General features: G+C 44.0%; 19 protein-coding genes and 2 pseudogenes. 15 read left to right on the forward strand and 6 right to left on the reverse strand.

Translation table 11 applies throughout. The annotated features are described in order from the left end of the window. Positions 1-113 precede the first annotated feature (113 nt). From pdxR to DSBG_RS10955, 5 genes and pseudogenes are all read left to right on the forward strand, one after another. Positions 114-1,517, forward strand: coding sequence for a MocR-like pyridoxine biosynthesis transcription factor PdxR (pdxR, locus tag DSBG_RS10940; RefSeq protein WP_068964366.1), 1,404 nt, complete (start codon positions 114-116; stop codon positions 1,515-1,517). A 67-nt stretch (positions 1,518-1,584) separates the two neighbouring features. Beyond that, on the forward strand, positions 1,585-1,755 hold the full coding sequence (locus tag DSBG_RS24315; RefSeq protein WP_491005734.1) for an FtsW/RodA/SpoVE family cell cycle protein: 171 nt from the start codon (positions 1,585-1,587) through the stop codon (positions 1,753-1,755). A gap of 65 nt (positions 1,756-1,820) precedes the next feature. Next, entirely contained in the window at positions 1,821-2,870 is a 1,050-nt protein-coding gene (locus DSBG_RS10945) for an alpha/beta hydrolase (protein WP_242877553.1), read from the forward strand. 357 nt (positions 2,871-3,227) lie between these two features. Further along, positions 3,228-3,614: pseudogene (locus DSBG_RS10950) on the forward strand (MerR family transcriptional regulator). A 239-nt stretch (positions 3,615-3,853) separates the two neighbouring features. Continuing rightward, a pseudogene (locus tag DSBG_RS10955) lies at positions 3,854-4,249 on the forward strand ((2Fe-2S)-binding protein); the annotation flags it as partial. Between the two features lie 179 nt (positions 4,250-4,428). On the opposite strand, the gene DSBG_RS10960 reads toward DSBG_RS10955, so the two are convergent. Then, a complete protein-coding gene (locus DSBG_RS10960) occupies positions 4,429-5,649 on the reverse strand; it encodes an MFS transporter (RefSeq protein WP_242877554.1) in 1,221 nt (406 codons plus the stop codon). A gap of 100 nt (positions 5,650-5,749) precedes the next feature. Then, positions 5,750-6,346: a phosphatase PAP2 family protein gene (locus tag DSBG_RS10965; protein WP_068964368.1), complete on the reverse strand. Its 597-nt coding sequence runs from the start codon at positions 6,344-6,346 to the stop codon at positions 5,750-5,752. A gap of 551 nt (positions 6,347-6,897) precedes the next feature. Between DSBG_RS10965 and DSBG_RS10970 the strand changes: the two genes are divergently transcribed. The 7 genes from DSBG_RS10970 (at position 6,898) to DSBG_RS24320 (ending at position 12,091) form a co-directional block, all read left to right on the forward strand. Next, complete coding sequence (locus DSBG_RS10970) at positions 6,898-7,422, forward strand: RNA polymerase sigma factor (RefSeq protein WP_068964369.1); 525 nt, start codon at positions 6,898-6,900, stop codon at positions 7,420-7,422. Positions 7,423-7,435: 13 nt separating this feature from the next. After that, positions 7,436-7,933, forward strand: coding sequence for an anti-sigma factor family protein (locus DSBG_RS10975; protein WP_068964370.1), 498 nt, complete (start codon positions 7,436-7,438; stop codon positions 7,931-7,933). After that, on the forward strand, positions 7,930-8,796 hold the full coding sequence (locus tag DSBG_RS10980) for a hypothetical protein (RefSeq protein WP_068964371.1): 867 nt from the start codon (positions 7,930-7,932) through the stop codon (positions 8,794-8,796). The genes DSBG_RS10975 and DSBG_RS10980 overlap by 4 nt, the downstream gene beginning before the upstream one ends. Positions 8,797-8,807: 11 nt before the next feature. Beyond that, on the forward strand, positions 8,808-10,103 hold the full coding sequence (locus tag DSBG_RS10985; RefSeq protein ID WP_068964372.1) for a DedA family protein: 1,296 nt from the start codon (positions 8,808-8,810) through the stop codon (positions 10,101-10,103). A 196-nt stretch (positions 10,104-10,299) separates the two neighbouring features. Further along, entirely contained in the window at positions 10,300-10,890 is a 591-nt protein-coding gene (locus DSBG_RS10990; RefSeq protein WP_068964373.1) for a class I SAM-dependent methyltransferase, read from the forward strand. A gap of 66 nt (positions 10,891-10,956) precedes the next feature. Next, positions 10,957-11,136, forward strand: a complete 180-nt coding sequence (locus DSBG_RS10995) for a hypothetical protein (RefSeq protein WP_068964374.1) — start codon at positions 10,957-10,959, stop codon at positions 11,134-11,136. 352 nt (positions 11,137-11,488) lie between these two features. Then, positions 11,489-12,091, forward strand: coding sequence for an SEC-C metal-binding domain-containing protein (locus DSBG_RS24320; protein WP_068964375.1), 603 nt, complete (start codon positions 11,489-11,491; stop codon positions 12,089-12,091). 125 nt (positions 12,092-12,216) lie between these two features. On the opposite strand, the gene DSBG_RS11005 is transcribed toward DSBG_RS24320, so the two are convergent. The 4 genes from DSBG_RS11005 to DSBG_RS11020 form a co-directional block, all read right to left on the reverse strand. After that, complete coding sequence (locus DSBG_RS11005) at positions 12,217-12,903, reverse strand: HPP family protein (RefSeq protein ID WP_242877556.1); 687 nt, start codon at positions 12,901-12,903, stop codon at positions 12,217-12,219. A gap of 267 nt (positions 12,904-13,170) precedes the next feature. Then, positions 13,171-15,207 (reverse strand): anaerobic carbon-monoxide dehydrogenase catalytic subunit, encoded by a 2,037-nt coding sequence (locus DSBG_RS11010; RefSeq protein ID WP_068964377.1) that lies wholly within the window; start codon positions 15,205-15,207, stop codon positions 13,171-13,173. Between the two features lie 344 nt (positions 15,208-15,551). Then, on the reverse strand, positions 15,552-17,195 hold the full coding sequence (locus DSBG_RS11015; RefSeq protein WP_068964378.1) for a sigma-54-dependent Fis family transcriptional regulator: 1,644 nt from the start codon (positions 17,193-17,195) through the stop codon (positions 15,552-15,554). A gap of 250 nt (positions 17,196-17,445) precedes the next feature. Beyond that, the gene (locus DSBG_RS11020) at positions 17,446-17,862 is read right to left on the reverse strand and encodes a helix-turn-helix domain-containing protein (protein ID WP_068964379.1); all 417 of its coding nucleotides are present in this window, start codon (positions 17,860-17,862) and stop codon (positions 17,446-17,448) included. Here DSBG_RS11020 and DSBG_RS11025 point away from each other — a divergent pair. The 3 genes from DSBG_RS11025 (at position 17,850) to DSBG_RS11035 (ending at position 21,336) form a co-directional block, all read left to right on the forward strand. After that, complete coding sequence (locus DSBG_RS11025; RefSeq protein ID WP_141694295.1) at positions 17,850-18,374, forward strand: TULIP family P47-like protein; 525 nt, start codon at positions 17,850-17,852, stop codon at positions 18,372-18,374. The two genes, DSBG_RS11020 and DSBG_RS11025, sit on opposite strands and share 13 nt — an antisense overlap. A 79-nt stretch (positions 18,375-18,453) precedes the next feature. Beyond that, positions 18,454-20,055 carry a TULIP family P47-like protein gene (locus DSBG_RS11030; protein ID WP_068964381.1) on the forward strand — a complete coding sequence of 534 codons (1,602 nt, stop codon included), beginning with the start codon at positions 18,454-18,456 and terminating at the stop codon, positions 20,053-20,055. A 3-nt stretch (positions 20,056-20,058) separates the two neighbouring features. Then, complete coding sequence (locus DSBG_RS11035) at positions 20,059-21,336, forward strand: TULIP family P47-like protein (protein WP_068964382.1); 1,278 nt, start codon at positions 20,059-20,061, stop codon at positions 21,334-21,336. Positions 21,337-21,370: the final 34 nt, after the last annotated feature.

The raw sequence follows: 21,370 nt of genomic DNA on the forward strand, positions 1-21,370 counted from the left end.
TCCCTTCATAATGCCTTGCTTTGTCTTGGATGAATGGTATAATTTTACCAAGCAGACTGGTATAGGTGAAGTGCCAGTTCAACGCGGATTATATTAGACCAGTTGGAGGCAGTATGTGGGGAATCGAATTAAACCGGAAAAGTGAACAGCCGTTAAAACGACAGATTTATCAGGAACTGAAAACGCGAATCATGAACGGACAGCTGAAATCAAACGACGCTCTGCCATCCACGCGGGAGTTGTCCAAGGCACTAAACGTATCCCGAAACACCGTCGGAGAGGCTTATGAAATGCTGATTGCAGAAGGCTTTGTCATAAACCGTCAAGGGGCCGCCACGCGGGTTGCGGCGGGCTTATATATGGACAAATCTGATCCTTTTGTGCCTCGCGAGAATCGTTTGATCAAGCAGACGTTAAAAGCGGACTTTCGGACTGGAAGACCAGATTTGCGGCAATTTCCGCATTTTTTATGGCAACAGTTGCTTCATAAAGCTTCTGTGGAAATGCCGATTGAGATGTACGGATATACTGGTCCGCAAGGTCTTCCCGCATTGCGCTCGGAAATAACCGCCTGGCTTTTCAGAAGCCGCGGCCTTACGGTGAACTCAGACGATATCTTTATCACAGCGGGCGCAACCCATGCTCTGCATCTGCTGTGCGACCTGCTATGCGGAAACGGCAAAAAAGTTCTGATGGAAGACCCCTGCCACAGCGGCATGCTTCAGACGTTCTTATATAAAGGATGCCCGATTGTTCCCGTCCCCGTGGATTCTCAGGGAATGCAGATGCAATACCTACCCGACGGTAGGGATGCCTGCGCAATTTATGTTACGCCGTCACACCAATTCCCCTTGGGCGGAATCCTGCCCGCCGCCCGGCGCGCAGCGCTGATTCGTTTTGCCAGAGAAAACGGTCTGTACATTTTGGAAGACGACTACGACAGCGAGTTCCGGTATTGCGGAGAACCCATCGCCCCGCTGTATGCGATGGATCCACAGCATGTTATTTACGTTGGAACCTTCAGCAAATCGCTGTTTCCGGCACTCCGAATTGGTTATGTCATTCTGCCCGAACAACTGCATAGGCAATGGGGCGAAATACGCACCCATACCGATGTGCAAAACCCACCCTTTGAGCAGGCGGCACTTGCTGAATTTCTACGAACGCGCAAACTGGACAGGCATGTCCAAAAAATGCGCAGGATTTATGGGCAGCGGCGGCAGGTTCTGATGGAATCGCTGAAAGATGCCTTTGGCAGTGCATGGATGGCCTACGGCGATGACGCCGGACTACACATTGCAATAGATTTTCCGGGAGGGTGTTTTGATGAGACGTTCCGTAAACGCTGCCTGCAAAACGGTATCTATATAACCCCTGCGGAAATCCATTGTATCGAAAAAGGAAGGCTTCAGAGCAAGCTTATCATCGGATACGGGCATCTGGAGCCGGAAGAAATCCGAAACGGCGTTGAATTTTTACGTGATTACATGGAATCCATCGCGGGAACCGTTAGATAGTTTAATTTACATTGTGACAGCATGTATTTAATTATCTTCTGGGATAGCTTGTACATGTAAAATGACAATGGGGTTGGCTCCAATTGACGGTTTGGGTTTTCCGTTTCTAAGCTACGGGGGAACCCAATTTATCATTCAATTAATGGCTATTGGATTAATTCTAAATATATTCAGGAATGAGGTATTCAAATGTAGACAGGGGATAAACCAACCTATAATGAAAAGTGTATACCTCTGATATTAGGTTAAATTCGATAGTAGTTACCGAAGTAATTATTTAATATCTTTAAGGAGGATATCCGAATGAAACTACCAGTAAAAGTAAATAAAATAGGAAATAAGAGAATAATCCACCGGAGGGTAAAATACATCTTTGGGATTTTAGTAATATTAATAATATTAGGAATAATTTACGAACAACTCGGAGAACATCTTGACAGCAGAGAGTTTAAAGCACCAGGTCAATTAATCAATATCGATGGACATAATATGCATATTTTCGCAGAAGGACACGACAGTCCAACAGTCGTATTTGCTTCTGGGTGGGCAATACCGAGTCCCTATATAGATTTCTATCCACTCTATAGTGAGATTGCAAAACATACAAGAGTAGTTGTTTATGATAGACCGGGATATGGATGGAGTGATGCCTCTAATACTCCAAGAGATATTGATACTATAACAAAAGAATTACATGAATTATTGATAAAATCAGGAGAAAAGCCTCCTTATATCCTTGTCGGACATTCGATAGGCTCACTTGAAGTGTTAAGATTTGCTCAATTGTATCAAAATGAAGTTAACGGGGTCGTTTTACTGGATGGCTCAAACCCTGACATGTATACACATATGGTAAAACCGTCATTATTAGCCAAAATAGAAGCTTCAGTTTACCATAATTCACTTATCCTGCTAAATAAAAGCGGAATATCAAGACTCTTATTTACTGTCGTGCCAAATTTTTATTATTCAACGCCACTGGCATCTGCGAGAAATAACTTGGCCTTAGTTCCAGGAAAGCTAAGATATTATTTTATGAAAATTGATGAAGCTATGTTTCTCAAAAATTGTTTTGATAGAGACCAAGATAATGAAGCCAAGAATAAAGAGGCAAACGCTTTAAAAGTGGAGGAAAATGGTTATATCAATAATATTCCTCTTGTAATATTTACATCTGGGGAATACAACAGTTATAAATCAGAGAGTGAAAATCAAGCAAGATTAAAAAATTGGTCTTCTGAAAGTAAACAAATTATTGTAAAAGATTCAACGCATGCCATTCATTGGTGGCATCCGGAATTGATCAATCAAGAGATTACAAATCATATAAATTCAACAAAAACGGCAAATTAAGATTTCTCTAACTACCGATACACGATAGTTGCAGATAGTTGCATTTTCAATTAAACAAAAGTTAAATAATGACTTTGGATTTGATAATCTTAATATTATCGTTTTGTCGCTTTTACTTTTGGTGGTTCATCTCCCTTTCTTATAATAAGGAATGTAATTTTCAATTTCAAAACGAGCATTTTGAAATTCATATGCAAAACTATTTATAAAGCATCATAGCTTTAACCGCTTTTTTCTGTAGTGTTGCAGCAGGTAGGAATAACAGCGTTAAGGTGGCCACCTAGTTGCAAAAAAAGCACTTGACTTGGAGCCAACTCTAACTGTTAGTATATCGAATGTCAGGAGGTAAAATCGCGTATGACAATTACAGAAGTTAGTAAAAAGTTCGAACTTTCGCAGGATACACTCCGCTATTATGAACGCATCGGACTGCTTCCGAGTGTGAACCGCAATAAAGGCGGAATCAGAGATTATACGGAAGAAGACTGTAAGTGGGTCGAATTTATCAAATGTATGCGAAATGCAGGTCTTCCGATTGAAGCATTGATTGAGTATGTTGGGCTGTTTCAACAGGGTGATGAAACCATAGAGGCTAGAAAAGAACTCTTAAATTAGCAGCGTAAACAGTTAGTAGCAAGAATGGGGAACATGCAGAAAACACTGAAACGCCTAAATTATAAGATTTCAGTCTATGAAAATGTAGTTGTTGAAAAAGAAAAAGAGCTAAAAAGAAAGAAGGATTAGAAAAATATGAATGAATAAATAAATAATTTACGTGAAAGCTGGCTTACGCATCTTGCATTAGCACGAATCCTCAAAAGGGCATAGTTGAATGGATGGAACCCGTTGCGGATCAGGAATATATCGCTTCGAATTTGAAATAGAATATGAACTTAAACGAAATGAGGACTTAAGTGACCTAGGGTTAGATTTCGCTGGTTTTTAAGGTGTCGATGTCGTTAGTGACTGTGGGGGGATGAATATTGTTAGAACTTAGCGTAAATACAAAAGCAGATAATCCTTGCCCTATATGTGGAGATCCGGGTCAAAAGGTAACGAAAATTACAGTAGAGCATCAGGTGAAAAATAATATTTCAGTACATGATGAGCAGTTTTTTCTATGTCGAACCCCAGAATGCGAGGTTGGTTATTATACCGAAGACGGAAAGGTAATTAGCCAAGAGCAATTAATAAACAAGATTTGGTTTAAAGATAATATTTCTTCCCCTATTCCTATTTGTTATTGTGCAAATGTTACGAAAGAAGAAATTCTTTACCATGTCGCTGAGCTAAAATGTTGCTCTACTTTAAATGATATTAAAAGCCATACAGGAGCTAACACTGGATGTAAATGTATAACAAAGAATCCTGCCGGTACCTGATGTGCTACAGTAGTGCAATCGGTGATTGCCAAAGGCTTAACTATGCGTAATACATAAGACCACAAGATGCCGTTTCAAAGGATGAAGGGGAGTACATTGATTTTTCTTGCTTGAAAGCGAGTCAGTTTTAACTTTAATAGAAATCTGAAAGAATAACAGATATTCGATTCATAGTTCTATTGGACAATATTGTTACCTTTCCGATAGAATATCAGCATTAACATAGCAGCAATGAAAGCCATAATTGCCCCATAGTAAAACGGTGCACTATTATTGACATGATCATAAAGCAGACCTGCAATAACGCTAGCAGGTAGTAATGTTATTCCTGCTAGACAATTATACAGTCCAAGGCCTGTGCCTCTTTTTTTCTTATCAATCAGATCAGAAACCAAGGCCTTCTGAATGCCATCGGTTGCCGCACTATAAAGACCATATAAAGCAAAGAGCATAACAAGTACAGTTTGACTGTGTGTTTTTCCAAAACTAAAATATATGAACGAATAGAGTAAATACCCAAATATTATTAGTCTTTCCCGGCCTATTTTGTCCGATAATATACCCGCAGGAATAGAAAAGATCACTGAAACGGAGTTAAAGATTAGATACATAATTGGAATAAAAGCATCCTGGACTCCAATATCACTAGCTTTAATAAGTAGCAAAGCATCTGTCGAATTGCCAAGGGTAAATATAAATATGATCCCAAGAAAAGCATAATATTTCGGTGAAAAATCCTTTAAAGTAATCCTACCTAAGCGTTCCAGCTTATCTTTACTTGCTTCTTTCACAAAATAGATAATTGAAATCAATCCTAATAAACCCGGTATTGCGGCAAATAGGAATACCTTACGGTAGTTACCTGGAAAAAATGACAAGATTCCAAAAGCCAAAAGGGGGCCAAGTATTGCTCCACTATTATCCATAGCTTTATGAAAGCCAAAACTCTTCCCCTTCGTGTTATCAACAGCAGAACCAGCGATCAAACTATCTCGCGGGGCAGTTCTAATCCCTTTACCAACCCTTTCAGTAAATCGAACAAAAAGAACTTGCAGTGGGGAAGTAACCATCGAGAAAAATGGTGATAGTATCGCTGTCAATGCATAGCCTATGATCATAAAAGGCTTATTCTTTCCGATTTTGTCACTCCACCAGCCAGAAAAAGCTTTAAGAACGGAGGCAGTGCTTTCTGCGATTCCCTCTATTAATGAAAGTTCAGTCTTTGTTGCTCCTAAGGTCATTAAAAACAACGGCATGATTGCATAAATCATTTTCGTTGTAGTATCTGTTAAAAAACTAGTAATTCCAACAAAGAAAATGTTCCGTTCAAGTCCCAAAATCTTTTTTTCTATCGTACCATTTTCACTAATTATTGTTGATAGGTTCTTATTTTCCATGATAAATACTCCAAATCTTATATTGATTTGAACTGGTTCCTATTATCCGTTATGTCGGTCACATCAACAGATTCTCGTGCATGAGAGCGTTATTTGATGCTTAATTTGAATTCCCTTTAGCGTATTTCCCATAACAGAATATTCTATCCGCTAGATTAGAAAAGGGTCTAAATATCGGGTTAACTAGCCATGCGATTTTAGCGCTTACAACACCTATTATAACACTTGCGAGCACATCTGTCGGCCAATGCACACCTGTGTAAACACGGGCAATTGCCACTAGAATAGCTAGAAGTGTAAAACTACCTCTCACCCAAAAAGGTGCTTTATTCCAAGACCCTGCGGCAAAGCCGAAACTGCCCGAAGCATGGTCACTGGGAAATGAGGCATCTACCGAATGAGGGATAAGCTGTGTAAATGTGCCTTTGGGAAGGGTAACAAAAGGACGTGGCCTAAACCAAATGTTGGAAATAATGAGATTGAACACTAGCGCCAGAATACCAGATAACCCCATGACGAGTAGGGCATGACGGTAATCTGTATCTGCTTTAGGTAAAGTGAACCAAGCAATTACAAATAACAATGCATAGAGTTCCAAGGCATATTGAGCGAAAAATGACATGATGATGTCAAAACTATGGAGATGTCCTGCAAACTGATTGAGTAAATGGTAACCGAATAGATCAAACGAGTTCATGTTTTATACCTCCTTACATTCTAAAAGACGAAACAAGAGGTTAAAAAGTTCGCGAACTTTTTAACCTCTTGTTTCGTCTTTTATGTTAAGGCCCTAAATCATGGTTTATCTGGGACATTTTAATCTCGTATCCGCTACGCTCGTCGCAACTCTAAGGAACCTTTCCTATAAGAATGGCAACCTATACAGTTTTGGGTGCTTTGCCGTGGTGTTTTATCTTGATCTTATTGGGGCAAAATTAGAAGAACTGGAATTCGCTTAAACCATTATTTCATCGTTTGATCGTTTGATAATAGGAGTCGCATTTTTGGCTTTGACTTATTGGTTGTGGCGACGTCGCTCCCGCTAAAACAAGGTATCAAGAAGCAAAGAAGGTCAAAGTGTTTTGGGCATTGAGGAAAACGTGATATTGTGTGGTTACAGACAGTAATTTAAAGCTAGACGGTAATTGAGCTGTGGAAGGGGTTTAAGATAGGCTATGAGGTGCTTGAAATTGGTAATAGGAAACCCTTGTACCGCTATTTTATTTTACGAGAGGAAAGTATCATGTTGTGGCAGAGTTTAACCATGAATTAATTGCTAAAGTTCGTGCTGGGGATAAAGAATCATTTGAGATATTCGTAAAGTCTTATACACCTTACGTTTATCGCACAGCGTTTGCCTTTCTACACGACCCAGTTGAGGCGGAAGATGTATCCCAAGAGATTTTCCTAAAGATTCACCGTTCCATATCGCAGCTGAATGATCTACATGCCTTTAATTCCTGGCTTAAGAAAATAATCACTCATAGTTGTTTAGACCACATAAAAAAACAGGAGCCGACACCTACCCCATTCCTAGAACTTGATTTGGGGTTCCACGATACTTCCCTACACTGGGATCAGCACCTAGACATTTTGGGAGCCTTAAAAAATCTCAATATTGAGTATCGGGAAACACTAGTGCTCCGAGAATGGGAAGGGTATAGTTATGAAGAAATCGCCAATATTTTGGGGGTTCCAGTTGGGACAGTAAAGTCAAGAATTCACACCGCTAGGCTTCAATTAAGAAAAACCCTCTCTCCAGGAGAACTATAAAGGAGTGGTAACGTTGGAATGTCAAGAATCTTTGGAACGGATTTCAGAATACATTGACGGAGAATTGGGTGAGACTGAGTATGAAGAAATTAGGGTTCATCTACTTTCCTGTCAGAATTGCCAGAACATGGCGAGGGAGTTTCAGATGCTTCAAGAAAGGGTTCAGCAATCACTTGAGATCACTCCTATACCGATTGACTTAGAACAACGTATTCTTATCTCCATCAAGCGAGAACAGGCAAGAATCAGCAAGCAGAGAGTTTTTACGATCATTACTCTAGTTCTGATGGGGAGTCCGCTTCTTCTTTTGTCACCATTCATTCTTAGAATCGTTCATTTGTTCTACACAACCGGTTATGCTTTTTGGCGGGTAAAAACGGTTCTATTGATGCAGTTGCCAACGGCAACCAGTTGGGGAATTGGGGTTACATTTTTCTTTTTAAGTATTATGGGTATTTATACAATGCGAGTATTATTTCGGGGTAGCCGTTTTAAAGAGGTGTCTTTATGAAATTCAGGCGTAGATATGGCCTAGGAATAATTATAATCACAGTATTACTGTTCTTTTTACCTAAGCATACTTTAGCCGATGAGATAATAACGCAGGTGGGGGGGTATCCCATTACAGTCCTCAACGGTCATTCTGTTGAAACGGTTCTTAGCGTTGGGACGGACGCACGAATTGCCGGAAATGTGACCGATGCTGTTCTTGTGATTAACGGCAATGTGTATTTGGAACCAACAGCCCAAGTGGATTTGGTCATTGACCTTGGTGGACATGTTTACAATTCAGCCTTAAAAAATCCCAAGACGGGAGTCTTTGAGGTCAACTTTTCGGAAAAGCTACTTAATGAATCCTTGCTTGGGGGAGTCATTCTCTTGGGAATCTGGGCTCTAAGAGTAGTGGTTAGTCTTTTAGGTATCGTTTTCCTTACTGGATTGGGTTACTGCATGAGAAACCGTTTAAGCTCATCTGAAAACTTACTTTCTGCAGCTTTTCTTCGTTTATTTGGGATAGGCACAGCGTTTTTAATGTTACTCGTATCTTTGGCAGTTTTGCTTACCCTGACGGTGTTTGGTATTCCGTTGGCAGCTCTCCTTATCATCTTGGGTATCGTTTTAGCGGTTCTTGGGCTGATTCCTGTTATGCAATTTATTGGAACCAAGGTATTGTCATCAAGGATATTGGAGTACCCTGCTATTACCAGGTGTTTAGCTCAATCCACATTATTTGTCGCCTTGGTTAGCCTTCCACTCATAGGTTTAGTATTTCTCATTGTTATGGGGCTAACTGGCCTAGGGCTAGCATTAACTATGGGTTGGAGACATTATAAACGTCGAAAGCGTCTTAAACTTGACGTTACCTCTGGGTGAAAGGAGTCATCATGACATCTCAGCTTCTTTTCCACTATATTACGCAATACGGCTACGCTGGATTATATCTAATTGTTTGTATTTCTATTTTAGGGCTTCCGATTCCTGATGAATTACTTATGACGTTTGTTGGTTTTCTAACTTATTCAGGTCAGTTAAACCCTGTGTTAGCAATTTTATTTGCAGCTTTGGGTTGTTGTACCGCAGTCACCATTGAGTATTTGTTAGGATCGTTCTTTCAACGTAAAGTCTTAGTGCTTCTCAAAAAACATGCTGGAAGCTCAAAGATAGAAAAAGTATTAAGCTGGTATCAGCGTCATGGAAGGAAACTCCTAACCGTTGGTTACTTTATACCTGGTATGCGTCATATCTCTGGATATGTTGCAGGTATGAGTAGAATGAGTTACCGCAACTTTGCATTCTTTGCCTATCTGGGAGCTATTTTATGGACGACCCTGTTTATAACGCTTGGCAGACTCCTAGGTAGTCAATGGGAAACGCTAATGCCAATCATTCATCGTTATTCTCGTATTTTGGGGATAACTACCGTAGCGTTCATTCTGATTTTCTTCTTTTTCTATAAGAATCATGATTGTGTAATTTCATGGCTACAAAACAAACTGTCAATTCTACTAAGCCATTACCAGTCCCTAGGTAAACAACGTTTCATTGTGCTGGTTGGAGTTTTGTCCTTTACGACACTTTTTATCATATTGATGGGTTTGATTCAGGATCTTGTTTTCCATGAAGTTGGGGAGTTTGATAACTTCGTGGTATCTTTGTTGGAAGCAACTTCATGGCCTTTGGTTATTAATGTGATGCGAGGGGTTAATAGTCTCGGAATTCATATGATATTGATGCTTTGGTTCTCATTAGCAGTGTTTCTTGTAAGGATCAGGACTAAACTCTGGACGCATGTGCTGCCTCTGGCAATGGCATGGGGAGGAGGCGCAGTTATTGACTATTTATTCAGGTTTCTCTTTCGTGGCGAAAGTGTTGACATTTTTACAAATCTTATACCCCTTCAAGCCCCAAGTTCAGGATTTTTAGTAGCGGCCCTTTCTTTTTATGTTTTCTTAGGATATTTAATTGGGCGAAACCAAACAAGGTTTCGTCAAATATTGATAATAATCTGCGAGGCTGTTCTGATGTTTCTATTGGCAATTAGCCCTGTTTATCTTCGGATTCACGCCCCTAGCACTATGGTCACCGCTTTAACTGTCACTGGTTTATGGGCTTTCGTTTGTGTCTTTGTATATGAATTTAGTCTTTATCAATACAAGGTTAATCACAGCGAACTAAAGTAAGGGGACTGAACGACAGCTACTAAGAAACAAGGAGTGATTGATAAATGAAAACCCAAGAAAAGACATCCATCCCTCCAAAAGAGCTTGCCAAATTTAGTAAGTCGTTAATATGGGGATTGTCAATAAGTGAAGGGAAATGGAGATACAATCCGGAAACGGATGCTTTCTATAAATCATTCATAAGAAGTATAAGAAAATGGTAAACTCAGTGATTGATTATTATAACAAAAATGCTCATGACTTTTACAATAATACCGTCAATGCGGATATGAGCGAACACTACAAGCGATTTGAAAAGCACCTAATACTAGGCAGTCGCATTCTTGATGCTGGTTGTGGTTCGGGTCGGGACAGCCTTTATTTTCACACTAAAGGCTACAAAGTGGACGCATTTGATGCCTCCGATGCTATGGTCAATCTAAGCTCTCAATTAACTGGATTATCCGTTCATCATGCTCGATTTGAGGATGTTATGTTCGAAGATAAGTTTAATGGTATTTGGGCTTGTGCTTCCCTTTTACATATTGGTAGAGAAGCAATAAGAGGCGTTCTCCAGAGACTTGTGGATATGCTTTGCAAAGACGGCGTATTTTATATGTCTTTCAAGTATGGTAACATGGTTTACAAGAAGGATGGCCGAAGTTTCAATTGCTATGATGAAAATGCCTTTTCGAGAATGATCGAGACATTGCCGGAATTAAGGATTTTAGAGTTATATAAAACAAAAGATTGTAGGGCCGGTAAAGACGGCGAATACTGGCTCAGTGCTATATTAGTGAAAATCTAAGTTTTATTGATAAGAAGTTGCGAGCAAAGCGAGAAATGAATTTGGTTGAATGGGGAGGGATATCACATGAAGAATTGTGAAATGAAATTAGCTGGCAATATATTGACTATAACAGTTGATATTTCAAAGGAATTTGGGAAATCTGCTTCGGGAAAAAGTATTATTATTAGTTCGACTGAAGGAAATGTGTCAATACCAGACAAAGAGGATATAAAAATCGGTTTAAATATTTATCGAAAGCCATGAAAAATTGATGGACTTATACGTCCTTGGCATTCTCTGGTCAATTGGCAGCCCCATAGAGGACAGGTTCCATATTTATGCTCCGATACAATGACCGTTATTTTCTCGATGTTGTTCGCGAAGCATTGAGTATTTCTCGCTGGGGATGACATCGATAATAATGAAGATTCGAAATTTTGTCAGAGTAATGGTGTATTTGTCCTATACTAATAGTATAATTGTTGAAAAAGAAAGTGAAAAACACTTCATGTATGCATATGTATGCATGTTTTTATCCGGCTGTCCTTCGTTTTTGCAAGGTCACCAAAATTATCCTACCATTCTTTTAAATCATTTTTTGAAGAGGTGTGCCAAAATGATCAATCTACCAATATTCTGTAATTCTTGTGGAACAATCTTCCCTTCAGGTAACGTTGTGGAGAATTTAACGGATAAAATCAATGATATTAGCGGTAGTTGTCCACTTTGTGGAGAATTCGGTCAAGTTCCATCAGGTATTTACAATTTTATCGGTCACACAATTGAACTTTTAACTGGCCCAAATAAAACGATCGATGAACTTAACAAATTATCACTAATTTTGCGTACTTACCAGGATAAAGAATCTGGTATTAATGAGATTAGGCAACAGATTAAACAAGAAGTTCCCGAATTAACTTCTATAGCCGATCTATTGCCTGAAACCCGTCAAAATATCTATCAACTCATTCAAATTATTCTTTTTATCATTACCATAATAATAACATTAACTTTAGAAGGCCAACAGGGACCAATAACAGCCGAAACTATAGTTGCACAGTTATATAAGCATCTAACTCCCTCTACTAATTCACCCAATGATAAAATAAACAAGAACTTTAAAGTAGGAAGAAACGAATTATGCACTTGCGGCAGCGGAAAAAAATATAAGAAATGTTGTGGTCCAATTAACAATAGTGAAGACAACCTCAACCTTTAACCAACTCAACAAGCATTCCACCATCTCGGAGATGTCCATTATTGCTTCTCGCTATTTATCGGAACATGGTTCATAATGCCACACCCGAAGATGTTAAAAGTCGCGCGCCTAGAAGGACCGATCCTCTAGTGATTCTCAGTTTTCGAAGTTACCAGGGCAACCACAATATGGTGCATCCCTAGAAGCAAGACGCCCAGTGTCATGCCCCAAAGCCCGATCGAATAGAGCGACGACGCAACTTGCTTGCAACTCATCAAGACCATGCTAACCATGCATAAAGCCGTGCCCCATACCTGCGGTTTTTCCATATACAGCCCTGCATATTTAACGCAATGGTCGTCATCTTTAGCCGGAAATTCGAACCAAACCCGGTTCCAGACGAGGGTGAAAAGTACGGTGATGGTTGCTCCCCAAGCCATGTATAGGGGAAAAAGCTGCGCGGGCATGGGCAACGGTAAAATAGCTGGAAAGACAGCGGTGGCTGCCGCCGGAGGATGATCGGCGTCAAAAACCTGCATCAGCAATGCAGCGTAAAGCATCGTTAGACTGAGTTTAACCGGAATAACAAAGTCAGTTCCCCCTGCCAACAATTCTCCGGTCCAAACTCCCGCCAGCCCGCCGAAGGATGAGACAAAATGTCCGACAATGACCGGTTTAGGCCGAGCCACACGCAAGTACACGCAACTGGAATTGATAAAACAGGTTGCGGCCAGAGGCGGAAAGAGCACTGCTATCCCTGCGACTTTGGACAGAATACCGATGATGGCAAGCAATATGCTGCCGCCAAGCGAGCCCCAGACGATGCGCGACAACGAAATGACTCCCGGTCGGTAAACGTCCCTCTCAAATTCTCTTCGGCAAATGGACCTAACTCTTATCTGCACCGAATTCAATTTCTTAGGCACTTATGCACCCTCCCCTCCATGCAAAGCTTTGGCTCGACTGCAAGTTCGTGGTGGGCACGACAAAGCACTGTGCCCACCTGGGTTAATGACTCTTGCCGCCTGTATGAGGCAAGTTAGCGTGTTTCGACCGACATGTCCTGAGCAACGGCTTCCCTGGGCTTTGAAATGAGAGGGCTAAACGTCCCAAGCAAGCTTCTTTCTTGCAGCCTTAAAGTCTGAGATGATCATCTGGGCAAGTTTTTCTGGGTCCGGGTCAACGTTCATGCAGGAACCGAGCAGTTCTCTTGTGCCTCCGTAAAGGAAATCCATCACCTTTTTAGAACCTTGCACCGGAGCATGGACACAATGGTAGGAATCGAACCCCAGCATACGGAAAGCAAGGGCGGCGCCTACGCCCTTCTCGTTGGACCATTCGGGCGTCACTTCAGCAAAGGGCAAATCTTTGATCGGATGGCCGAGCAGGCCAGCTATGGTAGCGAACGTGCCCACGGCATGGGCGTTATCGATGCATTCGCCGAAATGCCAGACCGGGGGCATATCCGAACCGAGAAATTCCTGCAAACTATTGCCGCATTTATCCTGTCCCTTGACCGAGCAGTAACCAAGCTTGGCCATTGGAAAGGAGGCACAACCGTTGGCAAAGATAAGGATGTTATTCTTCAGCAAGATGTCTGCAACATCCACTATGGCCTTCTCAAACACGATGCGGGTATTTGTGCATCCAGCCAAGTTGATGATGCCGAGAATCTTGCCCTCCTTAAGAGCGTCGGCGATGGGTTTGACGCTTCCACCATAGTATTCGCTGAGGTACTCAAGACCAAATCCCACTTCTGCTTGCACTTCGTAGGGAGGGATATGCCTCTTCACGTCCAGGCGGTTTTTGAAGCTTTCGATCGCGCGTGTTACAATTTTGTCGGCTAATTCCGGAAGTCGATTCAGATCGGAGAGATCTCGCTTGTAGCCGATATGTTCCGCCCCCGGCAGGCGGTTGGATTCGTTCGTGGTGACAACCACTGTTTTAAAGCAGTTCGCGACGTCCATGATACCCGGAAAAACTTCTTGGATGTCAGCCAGCCAAAGATCCAGCGCGCCTGTGCCCACTACCAGCTCAGCGCCGTTAGCGTTGGAGAGCGGAATGACTCCGCCAAGGCGGTACATGGTTGACAGGCCGGAACAACAGATTCCGTAAAACTGGATACCCTGGGCTCCAGCCTCCTTGGCCATTGTGACGAATTTATCGGTTCGGGCCGTTTTGATGACTTCCGTGGCCAGCATGGGAGCATGACCATGAATGGCTATATTAACAAAGTCTTTTTTCAGCGCACCAACGTTCGCCTTGATGGTGCTTCGCGTGGGAATGCCAAAGAGACAGTCGCTGGCAATGGAACCGCCCACCACGCTGTTCATGGAAAAGGTGATACCTAAGCGCATAAACTGATCCATCGCTTTACGCCAGTCTCCTTGGGTTGCAACCGTGGTCGCGTGCAAGGTCTCAAAAACCTCGTGATACGAGCTGATCGGAGTTATCCCGAGATCGTTCCAGACCTTCTGCCTTTCGGGCGGGGCTACTGCAGTGAGGGTTCGGTGCGTGCCAGGCACCGTACGGCTCATATCTTCGAGCAAAATATCCGCAATTTCACCGGCCAAAGCTTCAACGGTTTTACCTTCGGTCTCAAGGCCGTAAATATTGGCAACGCCAAGCACTTTGTTTTTACCCAAGATAGGGAGATCGATCTCTCCAGAGGCAGCCTTTTTCAGAGTTAGCATGACTTCACGGGCGCGCGCCCCATGCGCTGCCACACCTCCAGCTGCCGCGCGGGCCATGTTACGCGCTACGATGAGATCCGCAGTCGCTCCGCAGGTACCCCGTGGAGACTTCTCAGTTATCTTGCAAGGACCGAGCGAGCAGTTTTTGCAACAGACACCGGCTAATCCAAAAGCGCAGTGGGGTTTCTGTTTGTCGAAACGGTCAAAACAGTTTTCAATGCCCTTACTATCCATATAGGCAACCATTTCCCTCACTGCGGGATCAGGAGCCTGGGACATAACGTCAACTTTGCTGGCGAAGGACCTGCGATATTCCGTAACTGCGGCCATATAATCGGTGAAATCGTTATCGTAGTGATGATGATGGTGGTCAGCGTGGTGGTCATCGTGATCGTGATGGTGTTGGTCAGCACCATGCGTTTGTGAATGTTTCTTGTCTCCCATAGCGTTACTCCTCTCTTAATTAAAGGTAGCAATTTAAACAGGTGCCCTGTGCAATTGCTATGCCACTACTTTTATCAGCGGCATCATGATCCCCCCTTGTGTTTACAACAATGCAATTGATATGCCAGAGTCATTTATTGTGAAAATAATCAACAATGAGAGGTGGACACGAAGTTTCTTGAAAAGAAAAACACAATGACAGCAACGATAGTCCGTTGCTGTCAACGAAATTTCATTGCTGTCATTGTGTTTTAGTTGTAAGCGAGGGAGCGCCTAAATCACTTCACTTAGACGAGATGGTGCCTGGGAATGTCAAAAACCGATTTGCTTGGGCGCGGGCGAGACTAATTGCGGCCCTGCCAATCGTCAAGAGTGATCCCCATCTTTTTCAAGCGCGAAATCAGAGTGGTCGGCTTAATCCCAAGTTTCTCGCTTGCGCTTCTCGGCCCGTAGATCTTACCGTTACAGACCCTAAGCGCCTTAATCATATTTTCTCTCTCCAATTGACGTATTTCGGCATCAGTTAGGATACTGCGCTTGTCGATATGACCCTTGGTGTGGACGCTGGGGGCAGTGGGGCTGACTCCCAAGTGGGTTATAGAGGAAATACCGGAGTCCAGCTTCCCCAAATGAGACGTAATGACCGCCCGCTCAATGACGTTTTGGAGTTCACGGATATTGCCGGGCCAGTCGTATTGGGTCAGGGACTCAATATCCGATGGGGTGAGGGGAGGCTTTGGGCGGTTGATTCTTCGAGAGGTAAGAGCCAAAAAGTGGTTGACCAAAAGCGATATGTCTTCCTTGCGGTCACGAAGTGGAGGCAGAAGGAAAGGGAAGACATTAACGCGGTAGTAAAGATCTTCACGGAAGCGTCCCGCTGTGACCTCTCGCCCGAGATCGCGGTTTGTAGCGGAAATGATGCGCACGTCGACTTTTCGGACTTTTTCCTCGCCTACGCGCTGGTATTCACCTTCTTGCAGGACGCGCAGAAGCTTACCCTGCAGTTCGAGGGGGATCTCGCTGACCTCGTCTAAGAATAGCGTTCCTCGGTCGGCGATCTGAAAAAATCCCTCCCGATCCTTGTGCGCTCCGGTGAAAGCACCCCGAACATGCCCGAAGAATTCGCTCTCGAACAAATTCTTGGGGATAGCGGCACAATTAATTTTGATCATCGGATGCCCGACCCGCTTGCTTCTAGCGTGGATCTCCCTGGCGATGAGCTCCTTACCCGTGCCCGATTCCCCGGTGATAAGCACACTGGTGTCGAGGGGCGCAACAAGAACGATCTGCCGTAGAATTTCATGGAGGGCGTTGCTTTTGCCGATGATACCGTTGAAGGACTGGGCGATATTGACTTCTTCACGCAGGTAAGCGTTTTCATTCTCGATTTGCCTTTTGAGACGTTTGATCTCGGCAAAGGCTCGCGCATTGGAAACCGCATAAGCTAAATGATCAGCGATCATACGCATCAGCCCGAGCGCTCCCTGATCTAAAGCAATGCGCGTAAACATTGCCAGAACACCCAGGACTTCACCTTTGAAGATCAACGGCTGACCGACGAAGCTAGCGATATGCTCTTTTTTCACCCAGGCCCTATCGGCAATCCAGTCAGAGTTACCGCAAATGGCTGAGACGTTGCCGGGCTGGCCCGATGATGCAATCCGGCCAACCTTGCGTACTCCGATGGGGAAGCGCCTAAAGGCACCGTGTTCGATTGTGTTCCAGTTGGTTGTGTTGTCTATGGAGAGCCCACGGCTAGCCATCAAGTGGAGGCAGCGGCTTCTATCCTGGCAGGCTGCGTACTCATTGCAGGTGTTGCAAATATCCCCTGGGGTGATCATCCAGACCCTAGCCAGGGCCACGTTACAGGTCGATGCCAGAGATGATGTAACCAATTGCAGCAATTCATCGACCGAACGCTGCTGCGCCATCTCCAGAAGCAAGAGCTGAAAGCTTTCGAAATCCAAATTGAAGTTAGTTTGAGTCATGGGGCACCTCGGCGATTTTTTTATAGGAATTAAGTCAATATTACCACATAAAAAGGACAAAAGTCTGATAATTCAATGAATATGTGGCTGAAAAAGCAAAATAGGCATAGAAACACGGGTGTAGGAAGAGCATTTTCCTACACCCGTGTTTCTGTTGCAGACGCCTTAGTGATCTTGCAGGTCTCACTCCAACGGAAGTTATCAATACTTTTTTAGGCAATTACTCAGGGAGGCAAGATGTGGCAGAATTTCAGATGTTCCTAAATTTTTTTAGACATTGTAAACGATTATTTACGCCCAGCTTGTGATAAATACTACCAGTGTGAGCTTTGACTGTCCTTATCGTTATTCCTAATTCTGCCGCAATCTCAGTGTTATCATAGGCCTTGAGGATACAATTAAAAACCTTTAGTTCCGTGGAAGTTAGAAGTTTATCAAATGTATTTGGGCTGACTATAAACGTCGAATGCTTGACAGCGTCTTCTGTCTGGCTAAGCAGTTCTTGGGCATAGGCTGCCAACCTATCCTCTTCATTATGCCCCTCGATATATAATTTCAATAGCAGGACCATCGGATCAAGCTCATCAACAAAACTTCTGATATACCCTTCGTCAAATCCTACGGAGAGGGCTTTTTCAAAATATTCCTCTGCAAGTGCTTCATTCAAATATGATCACCCATCAGATTATTGTATTAAACAATGTAACGGTCGATGACCCTGATCACCCGGGACAAACCATCACCAAGCAGTACCTCGATTATGCTGACGCGCCCGGCAAAGAAACTGAAATCACCACCTATTGCGAAACTGCGGCCTGGATTTATATTACCGAAGCCCTTGCCGGGCTAATCGCAGCCGTGGTAGGCATCGTGGTGGGAGAACTCATCGATAAAGTAGTTGCCCGGGTCATTATCGGCATTATCGTCGCTCTGGTGGTAGCGGTCGTAGCAGCTATCCAGGTGATTATCGATAAGGTCATCGCCGAAGGTGCGGCTGAAGCCATGCCCCCGGTGGATCCGCTGATCTATGCGGCCACCCATCCCATTCAGTGGCCCACCCAGACCTCTGACTTTACACTAACCGATGCGCACATTAACGGGGTTTTTGTGCTCACCGGCGACCCGCACTTTGCTGATCAGCTCGAGCAACTAGCCGTCACCCATTCAAAGGCTAGTTAATCCCAGGGCTTGACTTAAGCGTTATCAAGATACCTTATCTTTTTCTTAAATGATTTTTTATGATAACAGGAGGTCGAACATGATAGATACAAATATAAACCTGCACAAAAGAGCGATTATTCGCTTTCCTGAGCTAGATGAAAGACTAATCAGAAAGTATTCCAAAAATGATGGTCTTCTGGCCGCCAACGCCACTGCGGTGATTCCCGCCGATACCAACGGCTGGGACACAGTATTTGCCATCCGCATCAAGGATGTAAATAGCGCTATCCGACTGCAGAAATCATCGCCTGCCGACTTCAGCCAGCATTATCTCGATCCGGAAACCGATGATGATATTACGATTACTGGCGTATTCGGTGATTGGCAGCTTACCACCAGTGGCGACGGAAAAAACCTACACATGTCTGTTCCCATCAAAACAGGGACCATGACTCGCAATGGCAAGCCTTATGATATGGCCGGAGATGTGGCGACCATTGAAGTAAACTGTGATTTTGTACCTCCCCCAGTCAAAGGCATAACGCCCAGCAAAGACGGAACCTTACATGATCTGAAATTGAGAACTACCAGCGACGATCTCCTAACTCCCCCGGTATCAGTGACCGGTCTGAACTTCGCCAGTAAGAATCCCGGCATGGTCATCGAATCTATTATGAAAGGTGTTCTCGAAATATGGTTTAATCTCAATCTGTCCAGTTTTAACCAGGTCTTTGCGGTTGCTAATTTAAACCTCCTGGCCGACGGATCTGACGGCTCTTTCCAATGGCTGCAGCCCACCTGGAGCAGCTATGCTTGCAGCAGTGGCCCGGACGAGGAAAGCAGCTTCTTCGGTGTACTATGCATGATCGATAACCATGATCCCTCGGGTTTGGCCCATCAACTGTCATCAGCGGCCATACCCACTGATCAACGTTCCTCCTTTATGATCAGCACTCCGATGTTTATGCAATACATCGTCCTGCCCGGCCTGCCTGGCGCCTTCGTAAACGCTCAGGCCAGCGACTTTGAAATGGCTAATAACAATACCAGTATCGTAAATAAATCAGGCGTTAAGCTGGAGATGGAGGGGGTTAAAGAAGGAGCCATCACCTATACTCCTTATGTAACCAGCTTTGAACTCATTCTGGAAGCGTCAGAAATCAAGACCACTATGAAAACCACCATCAATATATCCCCCGGTATCAATGCTTATGTGGATACAATTACCCATGACACCATTCAGCTGCATACCACAACGGCTAATGGTGTCACAAAACAATACCTGGATTACAAACAGGTCAAAGATCCGGAAGTGAGCAGTTATACCCATACTGATGACTGGGTCATTATTACCGAGGCCATCGCCGCAATTATTGTAGCGGTTATCGGTGTCGCGGTCGGTGCCGTCTTAGACGACCTGCTTCCCCGCATTATCACCGCCATCATTGTCATTATTGTAGCCGGGGTGATTTCCTCCATATCGGTTATCATTGAACAGGTCATTGCCAAAGGTGCGGCTGAGTCTATGCCGCCTATCGATCCGCTCGTCTCCGCGGCCACCAATCCTATTAAATGGCCTACCTCGGCTGACTTTACACTAACCGACGCGCGGATAAACGGGACTTTCCAACTATTGGGTGACCCCAATTTTGCTGACAGTCCTGCCCAACTGCAAGCCATAATGCAAAAAGCGGGTTAAGATATGAATAACTTCGGGTGGGATACCGCTTTTGCGCTGAATAGCGACCAGGTCAACAAGACGCTCAGCAATTCCTGGAACCAACTGCCTCAGAACTTTGACTACAGTGAGGATGGTTGCCATATGAGCGGTCAATTCAGCCCCTGGATGGTGGTGAATGGGGGGACGGGCAGCCTTTTGCACCTCAAACTGCCCGTGACTAGTGGCGCAATTGCCCTGGAATCCTCCAAACCGGCAGATTTGGCCGGGGTAGCGGTGGTGGTGGAGGTAGATATGCACCTTTTACCCTCTACCACTAAAACAACGACCCAAGAACTTAGAATGAACCTCAAGCAAGCGGTCAAATCAGGCACTCCGGGGGGAGAGGGGCTGGTCGTACCCATTACTGTAGTCGACCCGCAAGGTAAGCTGGGTCAAACCTACAGCAGTCTTTTTTTGGAGGGGATGGCTCGCTGGATGGTCGCCAATGCTAACCAGATCACGTACGTATTTGCCGAGATCAACTTTGCCAAACCCGATTCGAACAGTTGGTTGACCCCGGCGCAATGTACTTTTGTCTACGCAGACCGTGAAGACAAGACCAAACCCGGTTACCTGGGCATTCTTGCGGTGAATAACAACCGTGACATCAGTAAGCTGGAAAGAAAGATCGACCCGGCTATCCTCCCCGTTTCTACTCAGTTAAACGCAGGTTATCTGATCTCAGGGGACCTTTTCCTGCAAAACGTTATCCTCCCTCTGATGCCGCAGATGTATCCCGGAACCTCGCCCGACATCTTCGCATTCTCGGACACTGATCATCAAATTCAAAACACCGCCAAGTTTCCTACCGAGAAGGTTAAATCAGGGGCTATCTGGTATTATCCTAAGATTAAACATCTAAAGGTATCCATCGAAGGAGGAGAACTGAGAACGGCCATCCAGGGAGACTGTGATCTCTATGCAGGTATTTCCATGACCTTTACCCTGGACATTAAAAACACAATGAGCTTTGATCCCAACACCCAAAACGTTCGCTTCAATCCTGATCCGTCCCCACACGGCGAACACGATGCCGACATTCCTTGGTATTTCTGGTTTTTAACCCCCATCGGAGAAGCAGTCACCCAAATCGTGGTAGCCGCCATCTCCGATAGCATCGCCGATAGCTTAAAGTACGACCTAAGCATCAATGTAGAGGGAATACCTACCCAATCGGTACACTGGACCGGCGCTGGTCAGGACATGAAGGTCACCCAGGCTGGCCTGAACACCTGTTTCTACATGCAAGGTATAGTATAAAGTGCAAAGGCACGGTGGTCCATTAAGCCGCCGG

Origin of the sequence: Desulfosporosinus cupriresistens (assembly GCF_001707885.1) — a bacterium.
In the GTDB taxonomy this organism is placed as follows: Bacteria; Bacillota; Desulfitobacteriia; order Desulfitobacteriales; family Desulfitobacteriaceae; genus Desulfosporosinus.